Below are 25187 nucleotides of genomic sequence, written 5' to 3' on the forward strand. Positions count from 1 at the left end.
ATGCCGATACCAAAACAGTTGTTCGCGCTGTTAATGATGGCCATCTCTCAGGTTGCCACGGCAGCCTCCACGCCGACGTTTGAACAACTGCAGCAACAATTTATCCAGCAACAACAAACGCAAGGTTTTAGTGCCAAAGAAACCGAGCAATTTCTGGCTTCCGCACATAAAAATCAGCAGGTACTGGATGCAATAGCTAAGCCCTGGGAAGCCAAACCTTGGTATCAGTATTATCCGCTATTTCTGACTGACAAAAGATTACAGGCAGGACTGGACTTCTGGCAGCAACACCAAGAGGCCGTGTCACGCGCCGCTAAAAAGTACCAGGTTGCTCCGGAAATCATTGTTTCAATCATTGGCATTGAGACCTTTTACGGTCAATTTCTCGGCAATTATCCAGTCGTCGATGCACTCTATACGCTTGGTTTTTACTACCCACCACGTGCCGACTTTTTTCGCAGCGAACTGGGAAAGCTGATGGTGTTGTTACGCAATGAGCAGCTGGACAGTCACACCTTGAACGGCTCTTATGCTGGCGCGATGGGTTATGGTCAGTTTATTCCTTCCAGCTATCTCGCCTACGCCGTGGATTTCGATGGTGATGGCAAACGCGACTTGGTCGATAGCCCGATTGATGCGATCGGCAGTGTCGCGAATTACTTTCATCAGCATGGCTGGCAATTGGGAAAACCGGTAGCATTGCCGCTGAAGGTTGACGCAACCCCCGAGGCCCACGTGTGGCAACCGCAGGATAAACTCACACAGACGGCTGCCGATATCTTGGCGCCGAATGTGGCATTAGCCGAGTCCAGAGATTTGGATATCGCTCAGCCCGCTATGTTAATTGAGCTGCAGCAGCCACAACAAAAAGAGTACTGGCTAGGCCTGAAAAATTTTTACGTCATCACACGTTACAATCGTAGTCCGCTGTACGCCATGGCGGTATATCAATTCAGCGAACAACTGAGGCAACACTATGCGGCGAAGTAATGGGTGGTTAGTACTAGGCCTTTTATTATTGTTAGGTGGCTGTGCCAGCGAGCCCGTCAATCGCAATGACGGTCGCTACAGCATGAAGGATGACCGGCCACCCGAAAATCCGCCGGATTTGTCGCAAGTAAAGGATGCCCAGCCACGTTACGAACCCTATAGTAAACAGGGCAACAAAGACTATGAAGTGTTGGGACAGTCTTATTCAGTGATGCCTTCCGGCAAAGGATTTGTGCAGGAGGGTTTGGCCTCCTGGTATGCGTCCAAATTTCACGGACATTACACGTCAAACGGTGAACTTTATGACATGTACACCATGTCGGCTGCACATAAGACACTGCCCTTGCCCAGTTACGTCAGAGTCACGAATCTGGACAATAACAAAAGCGTGATTGTGCGCGTCAATGACCGTGGGCCATTCCACTCCAATCGGGTAATCGACGTGTCCTATGCCGCTGCCTATAAACTCGGAATGCTGCAAACCGGCACCGCGCGAGTGCGCTTGGAAGTTATCTATAATGACAGCCCAGAACACCAAGCTGTCGCAGCCATTACCAGTGGCAAAGCGGTTTACTATGTACAGATTGTTGCCGCCAGTTCTAAGGAAAAGCTGCAATCATTAGCTTCGGAATTGGAACAGAAATTTAATATACAAAGCCGTGTTACTGCCGCAGATAACCTGTACCGTTTGCAGTTAGGCCCCATGGCCAATGAGGATCTGGCTAACCGTATGTTGGACACTATCCGTAATGGTGGTTATCCACAAAGTTACCTGGTAAGGGATCCCGCCTCACAAGGTGGTTAATATTTGGCCGACTCTTGTTAAATTAAGGAACCTTAACTGATTTCACTGGTCGACAAATGATATACTCACTGCAATTAGGCAGTCCCACACCAACCATAAAAACGTATCCAGTCAATGATGAATTTCGCAAAACAAACCGCAACAGCACTGTTCATGTTCACTGGCGTTGTCTCCGCAGGCGCGCTGGCTGACCCGGTATCTCCAACGCCGATCCCCAACAATCCTACTCCCGCGTTAACAGCCCCTCGGCCGATGGTGATCCCAGATGCGCCGGACGTGGCAGCCAAAGCATACGTGTTGATGGATTACAACTCCGGGCAGGTCATTGCAGAAAATAATGCCCATGAACAATTGGACCCAGCCAGTTTGACCAAGATGATGACCAGCTATGTGATTGGTCAGGAAATCAAACGCGGTAACGTGTCACCTGATGACGAAGTTACCGTATCGCCAAATGCCTGGTCTAAAAACTTCCCGGATTCCTCCAAGATGTTTATTGAGGTAGGTAAAAAGGTCAAAGTTTCTGATCTTAACCGGGGCATCATCATTCAGTCTGGTAACGATGCCTGTGTGGCAATGGCTGAACACATCGCCGGGACTGAAGGTGCATTCGTTGATCTGATGAACTCCTGGGCTAAGCAGTTGGGTATGAAAGACTCTCACTTTGAGAATGCCCACGGCCTGCATGGAGAAAATCATAAAAGCACTGCGTATGATCTAGCACTGTTAGGTGCCGCCCTGATCCGGGATGTACCCAATGAATATAAAATCTATGACGAAAAATCGTTTACCTATAACGGCATCAAACAGTACAACCGCAATGGTTTATTGTGGGATAACAGTTTGCATGTAGACGGCATCAAAACCGGCCATACATCAGAAGCGGGCTATAACCTGGTCGCTTCAGGAACCAAAGATGGTATGCGTCTGATTTCGGTCGTGTTGGGCACTAAGAGTGAAGCTGCGCGTAAGGCCGAAAGTAAAAAGCTGCTGGAGTTTGGTTTCCGCTTCTTTGAAACCGTCACCCCTTACAAAGCAGGTGACAGTTTCGTCACCCAGAAAATTTGGTATGGCGACAAGAGTACCGTCAATTTGGGCGTCGTTACCGACACGCCAATCACTATTGCGCGCGGCCAGGCCAAAAATCTCAAGGCCAATTTCGAACTGACTAAAGAATTAGTTGCCCCTATAGCTAAAGGCGAAACTGTCGGTCGTCTCTACTTCCAATTAAACGGTAAAGATATTGCGCAGTTTCCGCTGGTATCACTGGAAGAGGTGAAAGAAGGCAGCTGGTTTAGCAAACTGATTGATTACTTCAAACAGATGTTTGCCGGATGGTTTAACTGATGAAATGTTAAAAAGCCGCCTGATGGCGGCTTTTTTCATAGATATCCCGTTGTTTGTTTTCGAGTAACAATCTCGGGATTAGATTTTACCACTGGTGGTTTTTTGCTATACTCCGCGGCCGCCTGCCACAATATCAATATGATCACTGGTCAAGCAGGCATTTTTGCTTGAATACAGGAAGCGTAACATGAAATTTGAATCCTATAGTTTTGCCCCAGAAATCATTCGTGCGGTCAGCGAATGTGGTTATGAGAGCATGACCCCGATTCAGAAACTGGCAATTCCGCCCATCCGCCGTGGTCAGGATGTGCTCGCCAGTGCGCAAACTGGAACAGGTAAAACCGCTGCTTTTGTATTGCCGCTGTTACAACGTTTCTATGACAAACCTGCAGTCGCGCAGCCCGGCATTGCCCGCGCGTTGATCCTGGCACCGACCCGCGAACTGGTTGCGCAGGTCGCCGAGAATGCCAAAGCCTATAGCCGTTACTTAGAGACCCAAACCGTTGCATTGTTTGGCGGGGTAAAAACCACTGGCCAAGCCAACAAATTACGCCAAGGCGCCGAGCTCGTGGTCGCAACGCCTGGCCGCCTGTTGGAACATCTGCAAGCAGGCAATATTAATCTTTCGCAGGTCGAAGTGTTGGTGTTAGACGAAGCTGACCGCATGCTGGATATGGGCTTTATCAAAGATATTCAGAAAATCCTGCAAGCGACCAATAAGGAACGACAGACACTGATGTTTTCTGCCACCTTTTCTGGTGGCGTAAGACAGTTAGCAGAGCAAACTCTGCGCCGTCCCAAGGTGTTGGCAGCCGATCGCCAAAACACTACCGCCAACACTGTCAGCCAAGTGGTTTATCCGGTTGAGCAACGTCGTAAGCGCGAACTACTGGCAGAACTGATTGGCCGTAAAAACTGGCATCAGGTGTTGGTGTTTTCCGCAACACGCGAAGATGCAGACCAACTCGCCGATGAGCTAAACCGAGACGGGATCCCCACCGCTGCGGTTCACAGTGAAAAAGCGCATGGTAAACGGCGACGTTCGTTAAAGGAATTTACTGAAGGCAAAATCCGCGTGTTGGTGTCCACAGAAGTGGCCGCTCGCGGACTGGATATTCCCGATCTGGACTACGTGGTGAACTATGACATGCCATTCCTGGCTGAAGACTATGTTCACCGCATTGGCCGTACTGGCCGCGCGGGAAAATCAGGGGTAGCGATTTCGTTCGTTAGCCGCGAAGAGGAACGCATCCTCGCCGATATTGAGAAACTCATTGGTCAGCGCCTTAAACGCATCATGATGCCCGGCTATGAAGTCAGTAATCGCGACGTGCTATTAAAGCAGCTGCAACGGCGCCGTTTTGGCAAACGCAAACCTGAGGAAAGCAGCGCATCAGAACAAGTTGCTGCAGAAAAATCGCTGTCGGGTCGTCGGGTTAAAGTCCGTGTGGGCGGTAGCCAGCAACAGAAAAAATTAAAATGAGCCGTGGCGTGCTAGGATTCAAACGGGATCGCACGCCAAATCACCCCGTCTTTCTGCAACAGTAACACTCGGGTACCGGCCTCAAACGCAACATCCTCTTCCTGAGGTTCAACCATAACGTAGTGAATACGCTGTTGATCATCATGGACCAATGCCTCTGCCGGATTACCTTTAATCGCTTTCCCTAAGGTTAAAATGCCGATATTGCCACAAAGATTATCGGCGTCCTCATCTTCCCCACGTTTCCACGCCAGTTGTTTCCCCAACAGATGACAACTGACAGATGTCAGAGCAAACGCTGGCCATACAGAAATTTCTTGGGGTAATAAGATATTGAACGACAGCCAAGTGAGCAGGTTCAGCAGAAAGCCACCAATAGCAAAAGATATCAGCGCTAAAATGAACCACAAAAAAACGGGGAGACGATCGAGGCCCAACCAAGATGCGAGGGATGGCTCTTCGCCGATATCAACGCCTGAACTCTGCAATGCCAATGGCTCATCCATTAACATGCCCAGACTGCCTCCGGCTAACCGGGCCATCGCTTCAATGACGCCAAGCATCACCACGACAGTCGCACAAACCATATAAGGCAGATTATCATTCGCCAGAATAAACTCCAGCACGTTACTCCTCCTTGAGGCACACTGCATCCTGCAGTTGTCTCGCTGTTAATCCTTTAAATTCCCGTTACAGAGTCTAGTAATCTGGCGGATGATATGCCACCACCTTTGCGTGACTTTGCACAGAAAAAGCACAAAAAATGACAGTTGAGTAGCCGTGAGGACACAGCTAGCATAATGGTATTGAGCGATGTATTGAGTGGATGCCATGAATACCCAACAGCCAGCGGCTTATGAACAGTTGCGCCAACATTTTCAGAAAATTTCACATTTTGAACATTTTGCGGCGTTAGGTGACTGGGATCAGGCGACAATGATGCCCGCTGGCGGCAGCGATAGCCGTGCTGCCGCCATGGCCGAGCTCGCGGGTCATATTCATCAATTAAAAACCGCACCTAATCTGACCGACTGGCTGTCTGAAGCTGAGCAGCAACTTTCCGCATTAACGCTGCCACAACAAGCTAACCTGCGTGAAATGAAGCAGCAGTGGCGCCATGCCAGTTGTGTTCCGTCATCGCTCATTCAGGCAAAAACTGCTGCGGCCTACCAATGCGAACATCAATGGCGACAGCAGCGCCCCGCTAATGACTGGCAAGGTTTTAAAGCCAATCTGCAACCTTTGTTGCAATTAGTCAAAGAAGAAGCACAGGCGCGCGCTGACGCAGAGGGTGTGGCACCCTATGATGCTTTGCTAGCGCAATTTGAACCGGGGATGACAGCGGCAAGATTAGAACAAACACTGGGAAGCCTCAGAGATTGGATTCCCACCTTTATTCAGCAAATACACGAGCGGCAATTACCGGCAGTTGCTTCTAATGACGCCCAGCGTTACCCCATTGCTCGCCAACAGGATTTGGGTAAAGAAGTGATGCATTTCCTTGGCTTCGATTTTCAGCAGGGACGATTGGATATCAGTGCACATCCCTTCTGCGGTGGCGTGCCGGGAGATGTCAGACTGACAACACGTTACGACGAACAGAGCTTCCTTGGTGCTTTACTTGGCATTATTCATGAAACCGGCCATGCACGTTATGAATTAGGACTCCCGTTCGCCTGGCAAGGACAACCGGCGGGTTTGGCACGCTCCATGGGTATCCATGAAAGCCAGAGTTTGTTTTTTGAAATGCAACTAGCCGGCAGCCAAGCCTTTGTTGATAAAATCTATCCATTGTTAAAACGCCACTTATCCTGTCATCAAAGTGCAGCAGAGTTACATCAACAAATGACTCAGGTACAACCGGGACTCATTAGGGTTGACGCCGATGAAGTCACCTATCCTTGCCACATCTTGCTGCGTTTCGAAGCTGAGCAGTCATTGATTGACGGCTCTTTAGCCGTGTCTGATCTGCCAGAATTCTGGGATCAGCGGATGCAGCACTATCTGGGGCTCAGTACCAAGGATAATTATCGTGATGGCTGTATGCAGGATATTCATTGGGCTGTAGGCGAATTCGGTTACTTCCCCAGTTACACCTTAGGTGCGATGTATGCCGCGCAGTTTCGCTTTGCCATAGAAAAGCAGTTGGGGCCGCTGGATACATTGATCCAAAACGATAAATTGGCGAAGGTATTTGACTGGCTACAGCAGCATATCTGGTCTCAAGGTTCACTGCTCGACACAGATACGCTGGTGAGGCAAGCCACCGGAGAACCCTTGAATCCTCAATACTTAAGACGTCATTTACAACAACGTTATCTGCGTTAATTAAGCCTATAACCTGATATACTGATGGCACGTTTTGCTCAGGCTTTACATCATGCTTATTCGTGCCATCAAACCCGGCGACTGGCCGCTAATTGCTGCCGTACAACAGCAGTGTTATCAGGATCTTGAACCAGAATCTTTAGCGGTATTGCAAAACAAGTGGCAGTTGTCACCTGAAAGCTGTTTCGTGATGGTGATAAGAGAACGAGTACAAGGTTACTGCCTCGCCCATCCGTGGCTGGATGGCATGCCACCAGAACTCGACCAGATCCTCGGCCCTTGCGATGCGCCGGACACCTTGTATCTGCATGATATCGCCGTCAGCTCAGAGGCCAGAGGCAATGGTTTTGCCACTCAGGCTTTCCGTCGACTGGTACAATTTGCATTGCAACAACAACTAGGTTCCGTGTCCTTGGTTGCGGTACAAGGCGCTGAGGACTACTGGCAAATGCTGGGATTTAGTCAAGCTACAGCTAAAAAGTCCCTTAGCAACTACCCTGAAAATGCCTGTTATATGCGTTATAGCCTGTCTCGGACCATCTGAATGCAACCCACATTTATTACCATTGGCTTGCTGTGCCTCAGCAATATTTTCATGACATTTGCCTGGTATGGACACCTGCGAATGCTGGGGACCAAACCCTGGATAATCGCTGCATTAGTCAGTTGGGGCATTGCCCTGTTTGAATATCTGTTACAAGTCCCGGCTAACCGTATCGGCTATACCGTTATGAGTGTCGGCCAGCTAAAAATTCTTCAGGAAGTCATTACCTTGAGCATTTTCGTACCATTCTCAGTGTTTTTTTTAAAAGAACCACTGAAATTGGATTACCTGTGGGCTGGTCTATGTTTGCTGGGTGCGGTGTATTTCATCTTTCGCAGTAAATTCTGATGATGAGATAATTCGTTATAGACAAGCTGATGTGCTCAGTAGTTACGCTCAGGCAGAGTTCACAAATTACCTCTCGTTTTTTGATAAGGTTTTCACGTCAACAATCGCCCATCAATTCTTAAATTTCGATATTTTCCAGTTGCACAAACAACTTCTAACCTTAATCAACACACTGAAATTGGCCTTCTTCTGAAGAAGGCTTTTTTAATGCAAATCAAACCACTGTCTTTCGCTTCGATTTACACCATAAAATGTCCGAACAGTTGACCATCACTCCATGTTATATTGCGCCCTCGATAACATGGGACTTTTACACAACATACATTTTGAGTTTGGTGTTCACATTGCTGCGACGAGACACGTTCAGCGATAAGATGAATATTTCGGCAACCCGTGGCTTTAAAATGGTAAACATCCCTGCTTTTGAACATCATCATTAAGCCCACAATGCGATTCATAAATAACTCAATGATCAGAGGAGCCTAAATGGCCAGATTGGTGACCTATACATTTCGCGGACAGCAGAAAACCATCAATTTTGCGTATGATAAATACCATGACGGTTTCGAGGCAGCAGCGGCAGCTGAGGGAGTGGACATCGGTGCTTTTCTCAGGATGGAACAGCAAGTTGCCTTAACGGCGAAAGGCGGTGGTGCACTTAAAAACTTTCGGCAATCTGAATTTGCCCGAATGGGGTTCACCGAAGTGCGTTTATTAAAAACTGAAGACTGAGTTGATATGAAACAAGGTCCTGATTGCTACTACGCCAATCTCCCGAGAGCTGGATTAGGCAGACGCTTGGGCGCCGCCTGCTACGATTTGTTACTGGCAGCGGCGGTATATGTGTTTGCCGGAATTTTAGGGTTTGCCTTTTTTGCGCTGACAAGTCGGCTCGGTATAACGTCAGTTGCTAGCGACCAAGCATTAGCAGATGTATTGAGGCAGAACCGCCTATATCATGGGGTGTACCAATGCTGGTTAATGTTATGGGTGCTCGGGTTCTACTGTTTTTTCTGGAGTCATGCAGGACAAACCTTGGGCATGCAGGTCTGGCGTCTGCGAGTACAACATACCAATGGCCAGAATATTAGTCCGGTGACAGCGCTGGCAAGAGCTTTCTGGTCACTGTTAGGCTTAGGAAATATTTGGTTGGTCTTTAGTCAACAGCGGTTAGCATTGCAGGATAAGCTAACCGATTCAGAAATAGTCCAATTACCGAAGCCATAAATATGCCCGGCTTTAATGCAGGGCATTAGACATTTTTAGCTTACTTGCGGATGTAGTAAATTGCCGCACCAGTAAACAACAAACTTGGCATAATGGCGCCGAAAAATGCTGGCATATTGTACACGATGCTTAATGGTCCGAAGATTTCATTACTGATATGGAATACAAAACCCGCCACCACGCCCAGCAATACTCTGGCCCCCATAGTGACATTACGCATAGGCCCAAAGATGAAAGACAGGGCCACCAGCATCATTACCGCAACCGTCACAGGCTGCATCAATTTATGCCATAACGCCAACTCATAACGGCTAGCGTCCTGATTGTTCCCTTTGAGGTAATCCATATAACCAGCCAAGCCCTTGATAGGCAAAGAGTCCGGGTCTACTGACACCACACTCAGCTTATCCGGCGTCAGACTGGATGGCCATCGGTCTTGTGCCTGTGTATTGACCACAATCTGTTCGTCCTTAATGCTGGTACGGCTGACATTGTGCAACTGCCAGTATTCGTTGATGTATATCGCCTTATCTGCGTGAACCACGCTCAATAAACGTTGATTCTCATCAAACTCATACAGCGTGACATCGCTGAGGTGATCTGTGGTGTTAATCTGGCCGATGTTAACAAACATATTGCCATCCCGAGCCCAGACACCACGATGCGATTTAATCAGATTACCGCCAGAAATTTTAGTGGCTTTAAGCTCACTGGCTTTCATCTCTGCCACTGGAGCGCCCCATTCGCCTAAAGCCATCACCAGCAACATCATAGGAATTGCAGTTTTCATGACCGACAGAGTGATCTGCAATCGCGACAACCCGGAAGCCTGCATCACCACTAATTCCGAATTGGAAGCCAATACGCCCAAACCAATCAAGGCACCAAGCAGCACTGCCATCGCAAAAAACGTTTCAATATCACTGGGCACCAGATACAGCACATACATGGCTGCATCCATCATGCTGTAAGTGCCTCGACCGACCAATCGTAATTGGTCAACCCACTTGATGATAGCTGACAGTCCAGTCAGAACTAACAAACAGAGCGCGGATGAGCTTAATAATACCCGGGCAATATACCAGTCCAAAATCTTCATCATGCGATACTCCTTCTGCGGAACATCGCCGCAATCCGAGTACCCAATGGACGCTCTTTACTCAGTAACAATATCCCCAACAATAAGGCCGAGCCATGGATCCACCACATACCAAGCCACAACGGGATAACGTTGTCTTGTAGCGCCTTACGACCAGCAACCAGCAAACCGAAATATCCCAGATACAACAATATTGCCGGAAACAATTTGCCAAATTTACCCTGCCGCACATTGACTCTTGCCATCGGCACGGCAATCAAGGTCATTAGCGGAATTGCTAACGGAATTGCCAGCCGCCATTGCAACTCTGCCACCGCGATACTGGTATGCTGACTCAACAACTCCTGGGTAGAAAGCGCCGCCATCCGGCGATCAGTTTCATCTACTTCCTGTTCTTTAATCTTGGTCTGATAACTTCCAAATTCAATAACTTGAACATCCTTGCGGTTAGCCGCACCTTGGTAACGCACACCATTATCCAGTTTAAGGCTTTCGGCACCGCTGTTATCTTCAGTCACGCGACCACTTTTCGCTACCACGAGGTTAGTCTGACCAGACTCTTTGCCAGACTCGGGTAACTGCACCACAAAAACCTTTTGCAACTCGTTTTCTTTGCTGATTTTTTCAACATAAATGACGGCACGGCCATTAGGACTGGTCTGAAACCGACCCGGTACCAATGCAGCCAGCCCGGCGTCTGACTTAGCTTTTTCAAGCACTATGTGTTGCCGTTCTTCTGCCCATGGCTTGCCATACATAGACAACCAGAAGGTAAATAAACAATTAACCAACGCCACCAACAGCGTCACGCGGGCGACATACCACTCACTGATGCCAACGCCATGGAGCACCACCATTTCATTTTCAGCATACATACGTCCGTGAGCCAACAAGACCCCAAGGAACAGACTCAACGGCAATATCAACACCAACAACCCCGGCAAGTTGAGTCCAATCAGGGTCATAACTAAAGAAGAGGGAAATTCTCCGTCCGAGGCACCGGCGAGAATTCGCACAAATTGCTGACTGACGAAAATAGCCAAGAGCACAGACAGCACTGCGACCTGAGTTTTGAGCACTTCACGAATTAAGTATCTGAATACAATCACAGGCAGGTCCTGTATCTAAACTTATCTTTTTGCTGATATCAGAGTATCTTTTATGTAAACTGTCCACTTTTGACAGTTTTCTGTCCAAACTGGCGGTGCTGATAGTAACTTAGTTACCTCCATCGCTGCGGATAGATGTCTAGTACCGTCTCACGCCGGATATAAAATCCGCCCCAATGTAGATGGACATAAGCGGACATTATCCAATAAATCAAAAAGTTTGTCTTTAAAAGAATCTAGGAGAGCTCATGGAGTTTAGCGTAAAGAGCGGCAGTCCGGAGAAGCAGCGTTCCGCTTGTATTGTGGTCGGCGTTTATGAACCGCGCCGCCTATCCGGTATTGCTGAACAGCTGGACAAGATTAGCGGTGGTTATATCAGCAACCTGCTGCGACGCGGCGATCTGGAAGGTAAAACTGGCCAGATGCTACTGTTGCACCATGTTGATAATGTCCTAAGTGAGCGGATATTACTGGTGGGCTGTGGCAAAGAACGAGAACTCGATGAGCGCCAGTACAAACAAATCATTGCCAAGACTATCAACACGTTAAATGAAACCGGTTCAATGGAGGCTGTATGCTTCCTCACCGAGTTACATGTAAAAGGTCGCGACACCTATTGGAAAGTTCGTCAGGCAGTTGAGACCACTAACGCTGCGCTGTATAGCTTCGACGCTATGAAGAGTCGTAAAGGAGAAGCTCGTCGTCCGCTTCGTAAACTGGTGTTTAACGTACCGACTCGCCGTGAGCTGTCATTAGGTGAACGAGCCATTGCACACGGTTTGGGAGTCTCTGCGGGTATCGATTTGTGCCGTAATGTTGCCAACATGCCACCCAATATCTGCAACGCAGCCTATCTTGCCTCGCAAGCGAAACAGTTGGCTGAAGTTTATGAAGATCTCAAAGTTTCTACTGTTGGCGAAGAACAGATGGAACAATTGGGCATGAATGCGTATCTGGCCGTTGGACGCGGCAGTGCTAATGAATCCATTATGACTGTGATGGAATATCAAGGTGCAGTAGACAACACCGCTAAACCGATTGTACTAGTGGGCAAAGGCCTGACGTTTGACTCAGGTGGTATTTCATTAAAACCTGGCGAAGCCATGGATGAAATGAAATATGACATGGGTGGTGCCGCGGGTGTTCTTGGTACCATGAAAGCTATTTGCGAATTGAAACTCCCGATCAATGTCATTGGCGTACTGGCGGGCTGCGAGAATATGCCCTCCGGCAATTCCTATCGTCCTGGTGACATACTGACCACGATGAGCGGTCAAACCGTTGAAGTGCTCAATACGGATGCCGAAGGCCGCTTGGTGTTATGTGATGTTCTCACCTATGTTGAACGTTTCGAACCGGAGTTGGTGGTTGATACCGCTACGCTCACCGGTGCTTGTGTCATTGCGCTAGGGAAGCACGCCTCTGGCCTGTTTTCCAGCCACAACCCATTGGCTCATGAGTTACTCAACGCTGGAGAACAAGCAGGTGACCGCGCCTGGCGTTTGCCACTATGGGAAGAATATCAGGAACAACTCGACAGTCCATTTGCGGATATGGCCAATATTGGTGGTCGACCAGCGGGCTCCATTACCGCCGCCTGTTTCCTGTCGCGTTTTGCTAAAAAATATAATTGGGCGCATCTGGATATTGCCGGTACCGCCTGGACCAGTGGTGCCAACAAGGGTTCAACCGGGCGTCCAGTGCCAATGTTAACCCAGTTTATCCTGAACCGCTCTGGCGTAGAACAGGGCGAGTAAGCCTGGGATGTTCATCCAAAAGCGAAGCCTCAAGCTTCGCTTTTTTTATGTTTGCGCTCATTCAATTACGGCGCGGAACTATCGTAAATGGTGATAAAGCTGCATCGTTCAGGCAGTAATGGATTTATCTGCTCCACAATATCCAACCTGTCTGCTGGTCGCTCCCCGTTCCAGGTGGCCACTTGTACTCGCTTCAGCTTAAATGTCAGACGCGAATGTGCGGTTGAGAATGCACCAACACCTTGTTCATCCACAGTGTAATGGCCCTTAATAACAGGAAATGTCTCACCTCTATCAAGCGAAAAAGCATCCGCATCGGTTTCCAACACAATATATTGCTGCCCACAATCTTCGCTTTGCATCACCATCGGCATAATGACGTTAACTTGTGAAGGCAAATACACACCAACATTACGCCCATTGTAAAAATACTGTTCGGTTTGCATGGAAACCACATCGACTGACGCGTAACCATGTTGCTGCAACGAGGTTACGATGCCACCAATGTAAGCATCATCAAATAACGCAGGGCTCTTGATCAGCAGCGGCTGTGTAAGTCGGTACGGGGGCGCCACATCAATAACGGAGACATCATATCCCTGCTGTTTTAACTGAGCTTTGAGCGCATCGACCACGGATGACGCCACATGAGATCGTGACAGGAAAACATGCTGTTCAGCGCATCCCACTAGTAGACAGAGCCACAACAAAAGGTATCCATTCCTCAAGGTTTCGCTCCCATGATGTTTTGATGAGTTGCATGTTGACTATGCACTCATCACCAGCGAATTAAACTCGCCGCAATTTCTGACCGTGTTAAATAAATTACATTTTATTTTAAAACAATATGTTATATGTCTTCCGTTAAAAATCAAACCGCCCAATCTCATACTTTGTTACGAAATCTTCACTAGACTATCTTTAAGGAAAACAGTAACGTTCAGCCGTTATAACAGAATGTCCTGAATCAAATGTTGCATAGACTAATACCGCACAACAAAAAGTGGCTTTGGCTGCTACTTGGCGTTTGGCTGACTGTTTTGCAGTCGGTCGCGGTAGTGCACTCCGCGCAACATGGTTTAGTCCATGAACACGCCCACTGTCTGCTGTGTAATTTCGGTAACCATCCAACCACCGGCCCAATGGCAATACTGCCAATTGCCGCCACACAATCGTTGGTTACCAATGTTTCCGAACAACCTTACACACAGCCCGCGCTCCCTTGGTTGCGCACCCTGTCAGCTCGCGCACCACCAGCTCTGTTCTTCTAATAACTCTATAAAAAATCTTAATTTTTATTGCTTATCAAAGGACAGGCATAATGAAACTCGCTGTTTTATTCGTAGCATTGGCATCTGCCGGTGTGACTTCAACTGCTTTTGCCGCCCAATTACAGGGCAAAGTCACCGACACTAAAGGAAATCCGGTAAAGGATGCGATGGTCAGTGTCGATGGCGGCACCCAAACAACCACTGATGCACAAGGCCAATATCGTTTACAAGTTGCCGATAACAGCCATCTGCATCTGCACATCAGCAGTGATAATTACAAACACGGTGAACAGGATTTAACGGTTAGCAGCGGCACGATCACCCAAAATTTCACCCTGACTGCCGTTCAAATCGAAAATATTGTAGTGACGGCATCCCCCTTAGGACGTTCAGCCCTGGAAAGTACCACCCCAGTTACCGTGCTCAGTGATGACCAACTGAAACTCAATACTGAGCCAACACTGGGAGATACACTCGATAAACTCCCCGGCGTGCAAGCTACCCACTTTGGAGCAGGTGCTAGTCGTCCGATCATCCGCGGTATGGACGGCCCTCGAGTTAAGGTGCTGGAAAACGGTCTGTCGGTAGGCGATGCATCTACCGTTTCAGCCGACCATGCGGTGACAGCGGAAGCCGCCTCTGCGGAGCAGATTGAAATTCTTCGTGGTCCAGGCACGCTTCTTTATGGTAATGGTGCTATCGGCGGCGTGGTTAACGTTGTCGATAAACGTATGCACGAACAACCCGTTGATACGTTTAACGGTTCCGTGGGCGCTCGCTATGATTCTGCCAACAATGGTGAAACGGTGAATGCCGATCTCAATGGTGGCAATGGTAAATTTAACTGGCATCTAGATGGCACCCATCGCAATACCGATGATTACGATATCCCGGGAGAAGCAATTGAAGGTGATGCCACCACGCACGGCAGCGTCGATAACAGCCAGTTGAAACTAAATGAATATGCTGGTGGCGTGGGTTATACCGGCGATAACGGTTTTATCAGTGTTTCTGGCGCACGCACAGAATCCAATTACGGTATTCCCGGTCGTGGTGAAGTTGACGCACCAGACATTACCATCGACATGAAAAAAACCGCCTGGCAACTACATGCTGGCTTACTCGATCCATTTGCAGGTTTCTCTAAAGTTCGTTTAGATGCGGGTTACACCGATTATCAGCATGCGGAAGAAGAAGATGGCGATGCCGATACCTTCTTTTACAACAAACAATCAGAAGCACGTCTGACGTTGAATAATAACCCCTGGGGAGAATGGCAAGGAGCAATGGGACTGCACATCATGCACCGGGATTTTTCGGTGCAAGGAGCAGAGCAGTTAACGCCTAACAGCAACACCGATACTCTCGCCGCCTTTATTATGCAGGAACGTAAAGTCGGCGATTTTCGGTTTGAACTGGGCGGTCGCGTCGAAGACTATCGGCTTAATCCCGAAGCGATGACGTTAGAAACTTTGATCGGGGAAGAAGAGTACCAGCCAGAAAAACTGAGTGATCTCAACACGACATTATCAGCAGGCTTGGTATGGGATTTCGATCCGTCGTATAACCTGAGTCTGGCACTTACTCGTGCCGAACGTGCGGCCACTGCCGAAGAGCTGTACAGCTATGGGCCGCATGATGCAACCCAGAGCTTTGAACTTGGCTCAGAATTTCGCATTGAGAATGGTCAGATAGTTGTCAATGCCGGCGATGCCAACAAAGAAATAGCGAATAACATCGATCTGACCTTGCGTAAACTGGATGGTAGCTGGACTGGCTCATTAAGCATGGCCTATAACCGGGTCAATAACTTCTTTTATGAAGCGAATACCGGCTTGGTCGCTTCAGATATCGTCAATAGTGACGGCGAAGGCGATCTGCCAGTTTATCAATATGCACAAGATGATGCCGAACTCTATTCCATAGAAGCTCAGGCAAAAATCCCATTCAACGATAGCTGGTCAATGGATCTGTTTAGCGACTACACCCGCGGTAAACTGGTAGACGGTGGTAACTTGCCGAGGATCTCACCATTACGCTTTGGTTCCACTTTGAATTTTGATGTGGATCAGTGGCACGCTGATGTGGGTATGATTGCCTATGCACGTCAAACTGATGTAGCAGAAAATGAGACAGAAACCGCCGGTTATACATTGGTTAACGCCGCAGTAACCTATCGGCTGTTCGGTGATAGTGGCGACATGTTGCTCTACCTGAAAGGGACAAACCTGACCAATCAGGAAGCGCGTCCACACACCTCTTTGCTGAAAGATTACGCTCCCCTAATGGGACGCAATGTTATGCTTGGGGTCAGTTACAATTTCTAAGGCTAATTGATTAATTCAATATATAATCTTCAAAAAGCGAAGCCTTGTAGCTTCGCTTTTTTCATTTTTTTTGCCAAATCGTTGCACCTTTTCAGTGCCAAAAACCCAAAAATATTGCATTCTGGTGCAATATTTGGCTCACTTTGAAGCACCAGTCAGCAACATAAAAGTACATCCACTTAACATTCAATAACTTAATGACTGGCACAATTCATGCTGATACACATTGATAATTACTACCACAAGGAGCAAGCTCAAATGGCTGACAGCGATACAACTAACGTTCAACGCCGACAATTTCTGAAATTTTCTGGGGCCGTAATGGGCGGTGCCGCATTGGCTGGCGTAAGCCAACCAACACTGGCAAAAACCGAAGTATCACCTACTTTCAAGAAGCCGACAGCTGACCACCCAATTCGTATTTGTTGGAATGAAAACCCACTGGGTATGTCACCAAAAGGTCAGGCTGCTGCCCGTGAAATGATTGGTCAGGGCAACCTCTATCCTTTCATGGAAATGAAAACACTGCAGAAAATGTTGGCTGACAAGCATGGCGTAGCCCCAGAGTGCGTACTGCTGAGTGCTGGTGCCACCCAGGGTATCGTAGCTGCATTTGGTGCATTGGCTACTCCTGATACTCAGTTAGTTATCCCTGAATTGACCTTCAGCGCTGGTGAAGAAGCTGCTATTGATAACAGCATGAAAAAAATCACCAAAGTTAAGATGACCAAAGATTGGCAGATCGATCTAGAAGCAATGAAAAAAGCTGTTGCCGATTACGATGGTCCTTCTATTGTTTACTTTGTAAACCCTAACAACCCTACTGGTGCTATTTGCAAGGCTGACGCTGTAGAAGCTTGGATTAAGAGTAAGCCAGCTAAAACCATGTTCCTGATGGACGAAGCTTACGCAGAATTTGCGTCTGACCCGACTTTCCGCTCAGTGTCACCTCTGATCAAAGATGGCGCTGACAACATTGTACTGCTGAAAACCTTCTCCAAATTATTCGCCATGGCCGGTATGCGCGTAGGTTGGAGCGTTTCAACTCCAGCTATCATCAAAAAAATGGGCGAAAAGATTGCTAACAACAACCTTACCGGCGCCTCTGTTAGCGCGGCTATCGCGTCAATGAAAGATGACAAGTTCATGGAATTGAGCCGCGCCAGTAATGAAGCAGCCCGTAAGATCCTGCTGCAGACTCTGGATGCACTGAAACTTGACTACGTTCCATCTAACACCAACTTTGTGTTCCACAAGTTGAATGTACCTTTGGCAGACTACCAGAAGCGTATGAAAGATGCTGGTATTTGGGTAGGCCGCGCCTTCCCACCAGCAGACGAATACTGCCGCTGCTCTTTGGGTACACCAGAACAGATGGCCTATGTCGCACAAGTTATGCTGGATTTAGGTAAAAAAGGTTTGATCTAAATCTAGCCCTTAACCTTCTTCCCTACCCCCGCCAAAAGACCACACTATGTGGTCTTTTTTATTACCAGAGTCCTGCCTAAGCTTGATGAATTTTGCATACCACTGGCAATAGGTATGAGGGTTTTCTGATTGTGCCGTTAAGGTTATTTGTCGTGTTTAACTTATAAAATATGTCACCGTTATTGCTGGGGCCTAGCAATTTTATGACCACAAAGCATTCCGGCAACATTGGTATTGATAGCAAGTGCTTGTTGACGTAGGCCCTAAGCGGAATTTGAGAATAATCCATGAACTTATAAATACTAAGATACGAAGACTGCGCTGTTACAGGGTTTTCATGCTACCGTATCCCGGTCAAAAGCGTGTTAGCGCGAATTAACGCACTCCAGTCCGCCATGATTCAGTTAAGCCTGTTGATATGTAGCTTTTGCATTTTAGGAATAACTTAGTAACAACCCTGTCAGCAATCAAGATGGAAATATCCAGCAAGGCAATTGTTTGATTCGACTAAAGCTCCGCGAACAATCCAAATATAAAGTAATTATCAGACGTCCAATTGTCACACCATTCTCCAAAAAAAGAGGCTACCCCGAAGGGTAGCCTTAAAAGTAAGGGGTAACTTTAGATTAGAAATCCATTGAGAAACGAGTGAAGTAGTAACCACCGTTCCAGTCAACTACAGAGTCATCACGGTAGATACGACCCTGACCAACTTCAAACTGACCTTTATCAGGATAGTTATCTAGGATGTTACGTCCACCCACAGTGATCTTCATGGTTTCAGTCAGCTGATAAGACACTTCCAGATCAACCAACATTTCCTGACCGAACTTCTGAGTGTCAGTGATAGTATCTTCACCATCAGAGTTCTTGTAAGAACCATAGTAGTTAGCTCGGGCGGTGAACGTGAAATCGTCAATGGTATGATTCACTGTAAACACACCACGCCATTTTGGAGCACCGTTTTCGAAGTCGAAGGTATCTTCAGCGTTGAAGGCACCAGTCTTGTCCTGGGTGATCTCCTGCTTGTTGTAGTTAGCAGACAGCGTCAAGCTAGTGTAACCAAGGGCGTTATCGAATCCATAGTTAGTGACGAAGTCCATACCAGTAGTACGAGTATCGAACATGTTCTGGAAGTAGAACACGCCACCGATAGATTCAGCACCAGATACACCGGCATCTACTAACGCCAGATAGTTATCATAGGCAGCTGATGTTGGGTCACTGCTAACGTTCATAGTAGAAATTGAGTACATCCGGTCTTTCAGATCAATACGATAGAAGTCCAGAGTCATACCTACGCCACTATCAAAATCAGCAGTCAAACCTAAGGTATAGTTGGTCGAAGTCTCAGGCTTCAGCTTGCTCGCACCCAACGCTTGAGCTACTGCGCCACCCGCTGGGAACAAACCAGTTGCTACAGGCATACCAGCGGTAATACGAGTAGATACGTTGGTAGTACCCTGCTGACCTGGAGTAGGTGCACGGAAGCCTGTACCGTATGACGCGCGAACGCCGAACTTGTCAGTGATGCGATAGTTACCCGCAATTTTACCGACTAATTTTGAACCGAAGTCAGAGTAGTCTTCATAACGGAAGGCGGTCTGCAGGAACAGTTTATCGGTCACATCAGCACTGAGGTCAATATAACCTGCATAAGAATGGCGGTTGTACTTACCGCTGTATGCTGGAGAATAGCCCGGGAAGCCGTTCGAACCAACACCCATAATCTGGTAAACAGGGTCAGAAGAGTTAGCACAGTTCAAAGATGAACCATTGGCAATGACAGCTAAACCGGCATCAGTCGCAGTACCATCGTCGTTACAGAAGCCCCATGGGTCGGCAACAGAGTATGTACCTGCTTCATAAGATGCTTCATCACCCCCTTGCAGCTCATAGGATTCTTTCATATAGCTGAAACCGAAAGCGAACAACAGCGGACTGGAGAAAGAACTAACATCGAAGTCCTGAGTAAAATCACCCTGCAACTGCGCTTCGGTGTTGATCAGGTTGCCTGGATGGAACGTTGTTGGGCTCTGATCACCCATAGAAGGGTTGATGGTGTTTGACAGCGTGTAATCAATTTCATTTGAACCGTAACGGCCACTCAAGTCATAACCCAAACCGCTGGACAGCATGCCTTTAGCACCGGCAACCAATGATTTATCAGTGATATCACCTGAGAACAATGGAGTGAAACCACCTGGATACATTGACAGGGCATTCCAGGTTGAACCGTCTTCCAGACGAATATTCATGATGGTGCCATTGCGTGGGTAACGATAGAAGAAGTTACCACTACCAGATTTGTCGGTATAGTTACCAAACGCATACAGATCCAGTGCTTCGCTGACAGTGTAGCCAGAGTTAAAGAATACTGTCTTGGACTTGGTTTTAGGATTACCCCAAGACTGAACTACGCTATTACCGTCAGAGTTCAGAGAGGCAGAGCCAAGACCCGCAACATAAGTTGCATAGTCACCATATCCTGCTGGGAAAGTGCTTGGGTCAGTTACACAGAAATAGGATTCACAATATTGCTGTGCCCGGGTAGTTGGATCGGAATCGACATAGTCGGCAGAAATGCTGAGGAAACCTTTATCGCCTAACGCAAAACCTTTGTTGGCAGTAAGAGTGAGGGTATCACCATCACCTTTATAATACTGGCCCCAGTCAGCAGAGAAAGAACCACCTTCACTATTATCTTTCAGCTGGAAGTTGATTACCCCGGCAATTGCGTCAGAACCATACTGAGCCGCAGCACCATCACGCAATACTTCTACAGTTTTCAGTGCAGAAGTAGGAATAGTTGAAATATCAGGACCTTGGGTACCTGAACCGCCAATCTGCACCAAAGCAGAACGGTGACGGCGATGGCCGTTAACCAGTACCAACGTCTTGTCAGTATCCATACCACGAAGAGTTGCTGGGCGAACGAAAGTACCACCATCGGATATAGGTTGGCGGTCTACTGAGTATGATGGCACCAAAGTTTTCAGTACATCGTTGGTGTCTGAGAAACTTACAGATTTCAGTTCATCATCAGCAATAACATCGACGGGTACAGGGGAATCTTTTACTGAGCGCGCCGCGCCACGAGATCCTGTTACGACCATCTTCTCGATGTTAGCAGTGCCAGCAGCTGCTGCTGCAGTTTCTGTAGTATCGTCTTCGTCGTCAGCTCGCACTTGCGCAGTAAACGCTACTGAGGCGCACGAAAGCATTAACGCGTACGGCAAGGCACTACGAATAGAACGACTAAGCAATTTTTCCGTTATCATACCAACCCTCTTGATATTGTTTTTGTTGTGGTTCTTACAACCTAAAAACAACCACGTTATTTATTGAATCTATCCCCTGCGAAGCTTGTGTTTTTCACTGCCCAGGTTTGACTGATGTGTTCCAACCTCCACCTAAAAAGAACAATTGGTTAATCTTTTAAATTCCATTTCACACATTAGTGACCAACCTATTTCAAATAGCGTGCCTAAATGTTGGCAACAGAACATTTTCACAACATTTTTGTTACCAAATGCATTACACATCCAGATGAATTATTTGACGCAGGTCAACAAATACGCGGGTTATAGCGATTAGAGAGGGTAAAAATGTGACGAATAAAAGAGAATTATCTAACTCGATTTTTTACAAAAAACAACTTAGCCATCAGATGTAAACATTAGCGCAACAGTGACGTAACGCACTAAAAACATGCGTAACGCACCATAATGAAACATTACAAAATCCGTTTTTGATTAAACAATGTTTACGTTTTAAAGATAATCATTGACGAAAACTTAATGATTGAAAGAAAACAATGATATGAGATTAAAGCTAAATTACTGTAGTTCAAAAGCTCACCAAAGAGGTGCTTAATGGTGAGCATCAAAAAAGCCAGCATTAATTGCTGGCTTTTTGTGCTTTTACACTCAATGAAAACTAACTGTTAAGATCCTGGAAAAACTTCTTCACGCCATCAAACCAGCCTTCAGCTTTTGGGCTGTGTTTACCACCGCCACCGAGGGTATCTTCAAACTCTCGCAACAGCTCTTTTTGCCGCTCTGATAGGTTGACTGGGGTTTCCATCACAACCTTGCATAACAGATCACCCACTGCATGGCTACGTACCGATTTCACCCCTTTACCGCGCAGTCTAAACATTCTGCCAGTCTGCGTTTCTGGTGGGATTTTCAGGCTGACTTTGCCTTCAAGCGTCGGAACTTCCACTTCACCACCTAATGCGGCTTTCGCAAAGGAGATGGGCACCTCACAATAAAGATTATTGGCGTCTCGAACAAAAATGGGGTGTTCACGGACAGTCACCTGTACATACAAATCCCCCGCTGGCGCGCCGAATTCTCCGGCCTCGCCCTCGCCCGCCAGTCTGATACGGTCGCCGGTATCCACCCCAGCAGGAATTTTAACCGACAGGGTTTTGCTTTTCTCCATGCGACCATCGCCATGACATTTGCTGCAAGGCTCTTTGATGATCTTACCGCGGCCCTGACAAGTCGGACAGGTTTGTTGTACCGCAAAAAATCCCTGACGCATCTGCACTTGGCCACTGCCATGACAAGTGCCACAGGTAGTAGCAGAGGTCCCTTTTTTTGCACCTGAGCCGCCACAGAGGTCACAGGTCGCCAGTGTTGGGATACGCAGTTCGCGATTAACACCGCGCACCGCTTCTTCCAGTGATAATTCGAGGTTATAGCGCAAGTCGGCACCACGAGCCGGTTGTCTGTGTCCGCCACGACGACCACCGCCGAAGATATCACCGAAAACATCGCCGAAAATATCACTGAAGTCGGCACCACCGCCGCCACCAAATCCACCGGCCCCCCGACTGGGATCCACGCCGGCATGGCCGAACTGATCATAAGCAGCACGCTTATCTGCATCCGTCAGGATTTCATAGGCTTCTTTGACTTCTTTGAATTTGGCTTCGGCTTCTTTATCGCCGGGATTGCGGTCCGGGTGGTATTTCATCGCCAGACGTTTATACGCCTTTTTGATATCCCGTTCGCTGGCGTCTCGGGCGACGTCCAATACTTCGTAATAATCTCGCTTTGACATAATCTCTCACGCGTTCTTGGCTTGGAGCAGAACAAGCGGGCGTTAGGGTTACCCCATAACGCCCGCCTGGAATTAATCAGGTATATGCGCCTGATTATTTCTTGTCGTCTTTGACCTCTTCAAATTCAGCATCAACGACATCATCGGCAGAGGCGTTGCTATTACCCTGATGAGCGGCAGATTCAGCACCACCCTGAGCATGTTGCGCCTGGGCCTGAGCCAGCTCAACCAGTTTGGCAGAAGCTTCAATCAATGCCTGAGTGGCCTTTTCGATCGCTTCTTTATCGCTGCCTTTCACCGCAGTTTCTACCTTGCTGATCGCTTCATCAATTTTGGCCTTATCGTCGGCATTCAGAGCCTCACCAGCTTCAGTCACTTGCTTTTTAGTGGCATGGACTAAGCCGTCAGCCTGGTTGCGGGCGCTAACCAACTCTTCGAACTTCTTGTCATCTTCTGCATGAGCTTCGGCATCACGCACCATTTTTTCTACTTCATCGTCAGACAGACCAGAAGAAGCTTTAATGGTGATGGCCTGTTTCTTACCGGTTTTCTTGTCGGTAGCAGAAACATTCAAAATACCATCGGCGTCGATATCAAAAGTCACTTCAATCTGTGGCATGCCGCGTGGTGCTGGCTCAATACCTTCCAGGTTGAACTGGCCCAGTGATTTGTTGGCACTGGCCTGCTTACGTTCACCCTGCAACACGTGAATAGTCACGGCGCTTTGGTTATCATCGGCAGTAGAGAACACCTGCTGTGCCTTAGTAGGAATAGTCGTGTTCTTCTCAATCAGCTTGGTCATTACCTGGCCCATGGTTTCAATACCCAGGGACAAAGGTGTTACGTCCAGCAGCAATACGTCTTTCACGTCGCCAGCCAATACACCGCCCTGAATTGCCGCACCTACGGCCACAGCTTCGTCAGGGTTGACGTCTTTACGTGGTTCCTTACCAAAGAAGTCAGCAACGGCTTGCTGTACCTTAGGCATACGGGTTTGACCACCCACCAAAATCACTTCGTTGATGTCAGAAGCTGACAGACCCGCGTCGGACAAGGCAACTTTCACGGGTTCCAGTGAGCGAGTGATCATGTCTTCAACCAGCGATTCCAGTTTGGCACGGGTGATTTTCACCACCAAGTGCTTAGGACCGGTAGCATCTGCAGTGATATAGGGCAGATTCACTTCAGTCTGGTTAGTGCTGGACAGTTCGATCTTGGCTTTTTCAGCAGCTTCTTTCAGACGCTGCATTGCCAAAGGATCGTTACGTAAATCAAGCCCCTGCTCTTTCTTGAACTCATCAGCCAAGTAGTTGATCAAACGGTTATCAAAGTCTTCACCACCTAGGTGAGTATCACCATTGGTTGCCAATACTTCGAAAGTCTGGTCGCCATCGTTGCTGTCAATTTCAATAATAGAGATATCGAAAGTACCACCACCGAGGTCGTATACCGCGATGACATTGTCACCTTGCTTTTTGTCGATACCATACGCCAGCGCAGCGGCAGTTGGTTCGTTGATGATACGTTTAACTTCCAGACCGGCGATACGGCCAGCATCTTTAGTTGCCTGACGCTGAGAATCGTTGAAGTAGGCCGGTACGGTAATGACGGCTTCAGTCACTGGCTCGCCCAGATAATCTTCAGCAGTTTTCTTCATTTTCTTCAGCACTTCGGCTGATACCTGTGGTGGGGCCATTTTCTTGCCACGACTTTCGACCCAGGCATCACCGTTATCGGCTTTGATAATTTTGAATGGCATGATGCTGACATCACGCTGTACTTCGTCGTCAGTGAAACGACGGCCAATCAAACGCTTAATCGCGAAGAAAGTGTTAGTTGGGTTGGTCACGGCCTGACGTTTTGCGGGCTGACCTACCAGGGTCTCATCTTCGGTATAAGCAATGATTGAAGGAGTGGTGCGATCGCCTTCAGCATTTTCCAACACACGAGGCTTGCCGCCTTCAAGTACGGCAACACAAGAGTTGGTTGTGCCCAAGTCGATACCAATAATTTTACCCATGAGGTCCTCCGAAGAATCTTTTCTTTCGAAC

20 protein-coding genes are annotated in these 25187 nt (G+C 47.8%); 13 read left to right on the forward strand and 7 right to left on the reverse strand.

Features of this window, described 5'->3' with window-relative positions:
• The 4 genes from mltB (at position 1) to KDN34_RS12625 (ending at position 4625) form a co-directional block, all read left to right on the forward strand.
• On the forward strand, positions 1-990 hold the full coding sequence (mltB, locus tag KDN34_RS12610) for a lytic murein transglycosylase B (protein WP_212594101.1): 990 nt from the start codon (positions 1-3) through the stop codon (positions 988-990).
• The gene (locus tag KDN34_RS12615; RefSeq protein WP_212594102.1) at positions 977-1795 is read left to right on the forward strand and encodes a septal ring lytic transglycosylase RlpA family protein; all 819 of its coding nucleotides are present in this window, start codon (positions 977-979) and stop codon (positions 1793-1795) included. Before mltB ends, KDN34_RS12615 begins: the two co-directional genes overlap by 14 nt.
• A 114-nt stretch (positions 1796-1909) precedes the next feature.
• On the forward strand, positions 1910-3142 hold the full coding sequence (locus tag KDN34_RS12620; protein ID WP_228730337.1) for a serine hydrolase: 1233 nt from the start codon (positions 1910-1912) through the stop codon (positions 3140-3142).
• Positions 3143-3329: 187 nt separating this feature from the next.
• Entirely contained in the window at positions 3330-4625 is a 1296-nt protein-coding gene (locus tag KDN34_RS12625; protein WP_212594103.1) for a DEAD/DEAH box helicase, read from the forward strand.
• Between the two features lie 11 nt (positions 4626-4636).
• Here the strand turns inward: KDN34_RS12625 and KDN34_RS12630 are convergent, their stop codons facing one another.
• Positions 4637-5251 carry an OB-fold-containig protein gene (locus KDN34_RS12630; RefSeq protein WP_212594104.1) on the reverse strand — a complete coding sequence of 205 codons (615 nt, stop codon included), beginning with the start codon at positions 5249-5251 and terminating at the stop codon, positions 4637-4639.
• A gap of 196 nt (positions 5252-5447) precedes the next feature.
• On the opposite strand from KDN34_RS12630, the gene KDN34_RS12635 reads away from it, so the two are divergent.
• The 5 genes from KDN34_RS12635 (at position 5448) to KDN34_RS12655 (ending at position 9072) form a co-directional block, all read left to right on the forward strand.
• Complete coding sequence (locus KDN34_RS12635; RefSeq protein WP_407695770.1) at positions 5448-6953, forward strand: carboxypeptidase M32; 1506 nt, start codon at positions 5448-5450, stop codon at positions 6951-6953.
• A gap of 52 nt (positions 6954-7005) precedes the next feature.
• Positions 7006-7497, forward strand: coding sequence for a GNAT family N-acetyltransferase (locus KDN34_RS12640; protein WP_212594106.1), 492 nt, complete (start codon positions 7006-7008; stop codon positions 7495-7497).
• Complete coding sequence (locus KDN34_RS12645) at positions 7498-7845, forward strand: DMT family protein (protein WP_212594107.1); 348 nt, start codon at positions 7498-7500, stop codon at positions 7843-7845.
• A gap of 486 nt (positions 7846-8331) precedes the next feature.
• Positions 8332-8577 (forward strand): DUF2960 family protein, encoded by a 246-nt coding sequence (locus KDN34_RS12650; protein ID WP_212594108.1) that lies wholly within the window; start codon positions 8332-8334, stop codon positions 8575-8577.
• Between the two features lie 6 nt (positions 8578-8583).
• Positions 8584-9072: an RDD family protein gene (locus KDN34_RS12655; RefSeq protein WP_212594109.1), complete on the forward strand. Its 489-nt coding sequence runs from the start codon at positions 8584-8586 to the stop codon at positions 9070-9072.
• Between the two features lie 40 nt (positions 9073-9112).
• Here the strand turns inward: KDN34_RS12655 and lptG are convergent, their stop codons facing one another.
• Complete coding sequence (lptG, locus tag KDN34_RS12660) at positions 9113-10171, reverse strand: LPS export ABC transporter permease LptG (protein WP_212596654.1); 1059 nt, start codon at positions 10169-10171, stop codon at positions 9113-9115.
• Positions 10171-11280: an LPS export ABC transporter permease LptF gene (gene lptF, locus KDN34_RS12665; protein WP_212594110.1), complete on the reverse strand. Its 1110-nt coding sequence runs from the start codon at positions 11278-11280 to the stop codon at positions 10171-10173. Before lptF ends, lptG begins: the two co-directional genes overlap by 1 nt.
• 248 nt (positions 11281-11528) lie before the next feature.
• Here lptF and pepA point away from each other — a divergent pair, with 248 nt between their 5' ends.
• A complete protein-coding gene (gene pepA, locus KDN34_RS12670; protein WP_212594111.1) occupies positions 11529-13037 on the forward strand; it encodes a leucyl aminopeptidase in 1509 nt (502 codons plus the stop codon).
• Positions 13038-13102: 65 nt separating this feature from the next.
• Here pepA and KDN34_RS12675 read toward each other — a convergent pair whose 3' ends face one another.
• Positions 13103-13684, reverse strand: a complete 582-nt coding sequence (locus KDN34_RS12675; protein WP_212594112.1) for a hypothetical protein — start codon at positions 13682-13684, stop codon at positions 13103-13105.
• Positions 13685-14008: 324 nt separating this feature from the next.
• On the opposite strand from KDN34_RS12675, the gene KDN34_RS12680 reads away from it, so the two are divergent.
• The 3 genes from KDN34_RS12680 (at position 14009) to KDN34_RS12690 (ending at position 18063) form a co-directional block, all read left to right on the forward strand.
• On the forward strand, positions 14009-14308 hold the full coding sequence (locus KDN34_RS12680) for a hypothetical protein (protein WP_212594113.1): 300 nt from the start codon (positions 14009-14011) through the stop codon (positions 14306-14308).
• A 50-nt stretch (positions 14309-14358) separates the two neighbouring features.
• A complete protein-coding gene (locus KDN34_RS12685; RefSeq protein WP_212594114.1) occupies positions 14359-16635 on the forward strand; it encodes a TonB-dependent receptor in 2277 nt (758 codons plus the stop codon).
• Positions 16636-16893: 258 nt separating this feature from the next.
• Complete coding sequence (locus tag KDN34_RS12690) at positions 16894-18063, forward strand: aminotransferase class I/II-fold pyridoxal phosphate-dependent enzyme (protein ID WP_212594115.1); 1170 nt, start codon at positions 16894-16896, stop codon at positions 18061-18063.
• A 626-nt stretch (positions 18064-18689) separates the two neighbouring features.
• Here the strand turns inward: KDN34_RS12690 and KDN34_RS12695 are convergent.
• The 3 genes from KDN34_RS12695 to dnaK all read right to left on the reverse strand — a co-directional run bounded on the left by KDN34_RS12695 (position 18690) and on the right by dnaK (position 25156).
• Positions 18690-21344 carry a TonB-dependent receptor plug domain-containing protein gene (locus tag KDN34_RS12695; protein WP_212594116.1) on the reverse strand — a complete coding sequence of 885 codons (2655 nt, stop codon included), beginning with the start codon at positions 21342-21344 and terminating at the stop codon, positions 18690-18692.
• A gap of 658 nt (positions 21345-22002) precedes the next feature.
• The gene (dnaJ, locus tag KDN34_RS12700) at positions 22003-23136 is read right to left on the reverse strand and encodes a molecular chaperone DnaJ (protein ID WP_212594117.1); all 1134 of its coding nucleotides are present in this window, start codon (positions 23134-23136) and stop codon (positions 22003-22005) included.
• 94 nt (positions 23137-23230) lie between these two features.
• The gene (gene dnaK, locus KDN34_RS12705) at positions 23231-25156 is read right to left on the reverse strand and encodes a molecular chaperone DnaK (protein WP_212594118.1); all 1926 of its coding nucleotides are present in this window, start codon (positions 25154-25156) and stop codon (positions 23231-23233) included.
• Between the last annotated feature and the right edge of the window lie 31 nt (positions 25157-25187).

It is taken from the genome of Shewanella yunxiaonensis, from assembly GCF_018223345.1.
Classification (GTDB): domain Bacteria; phylum Pseudomonadota; class Gammaproteobacteria; order Enterobacterales; family Shewanellaceae; genus Shewanella; species Shewanella yunxiaonensis.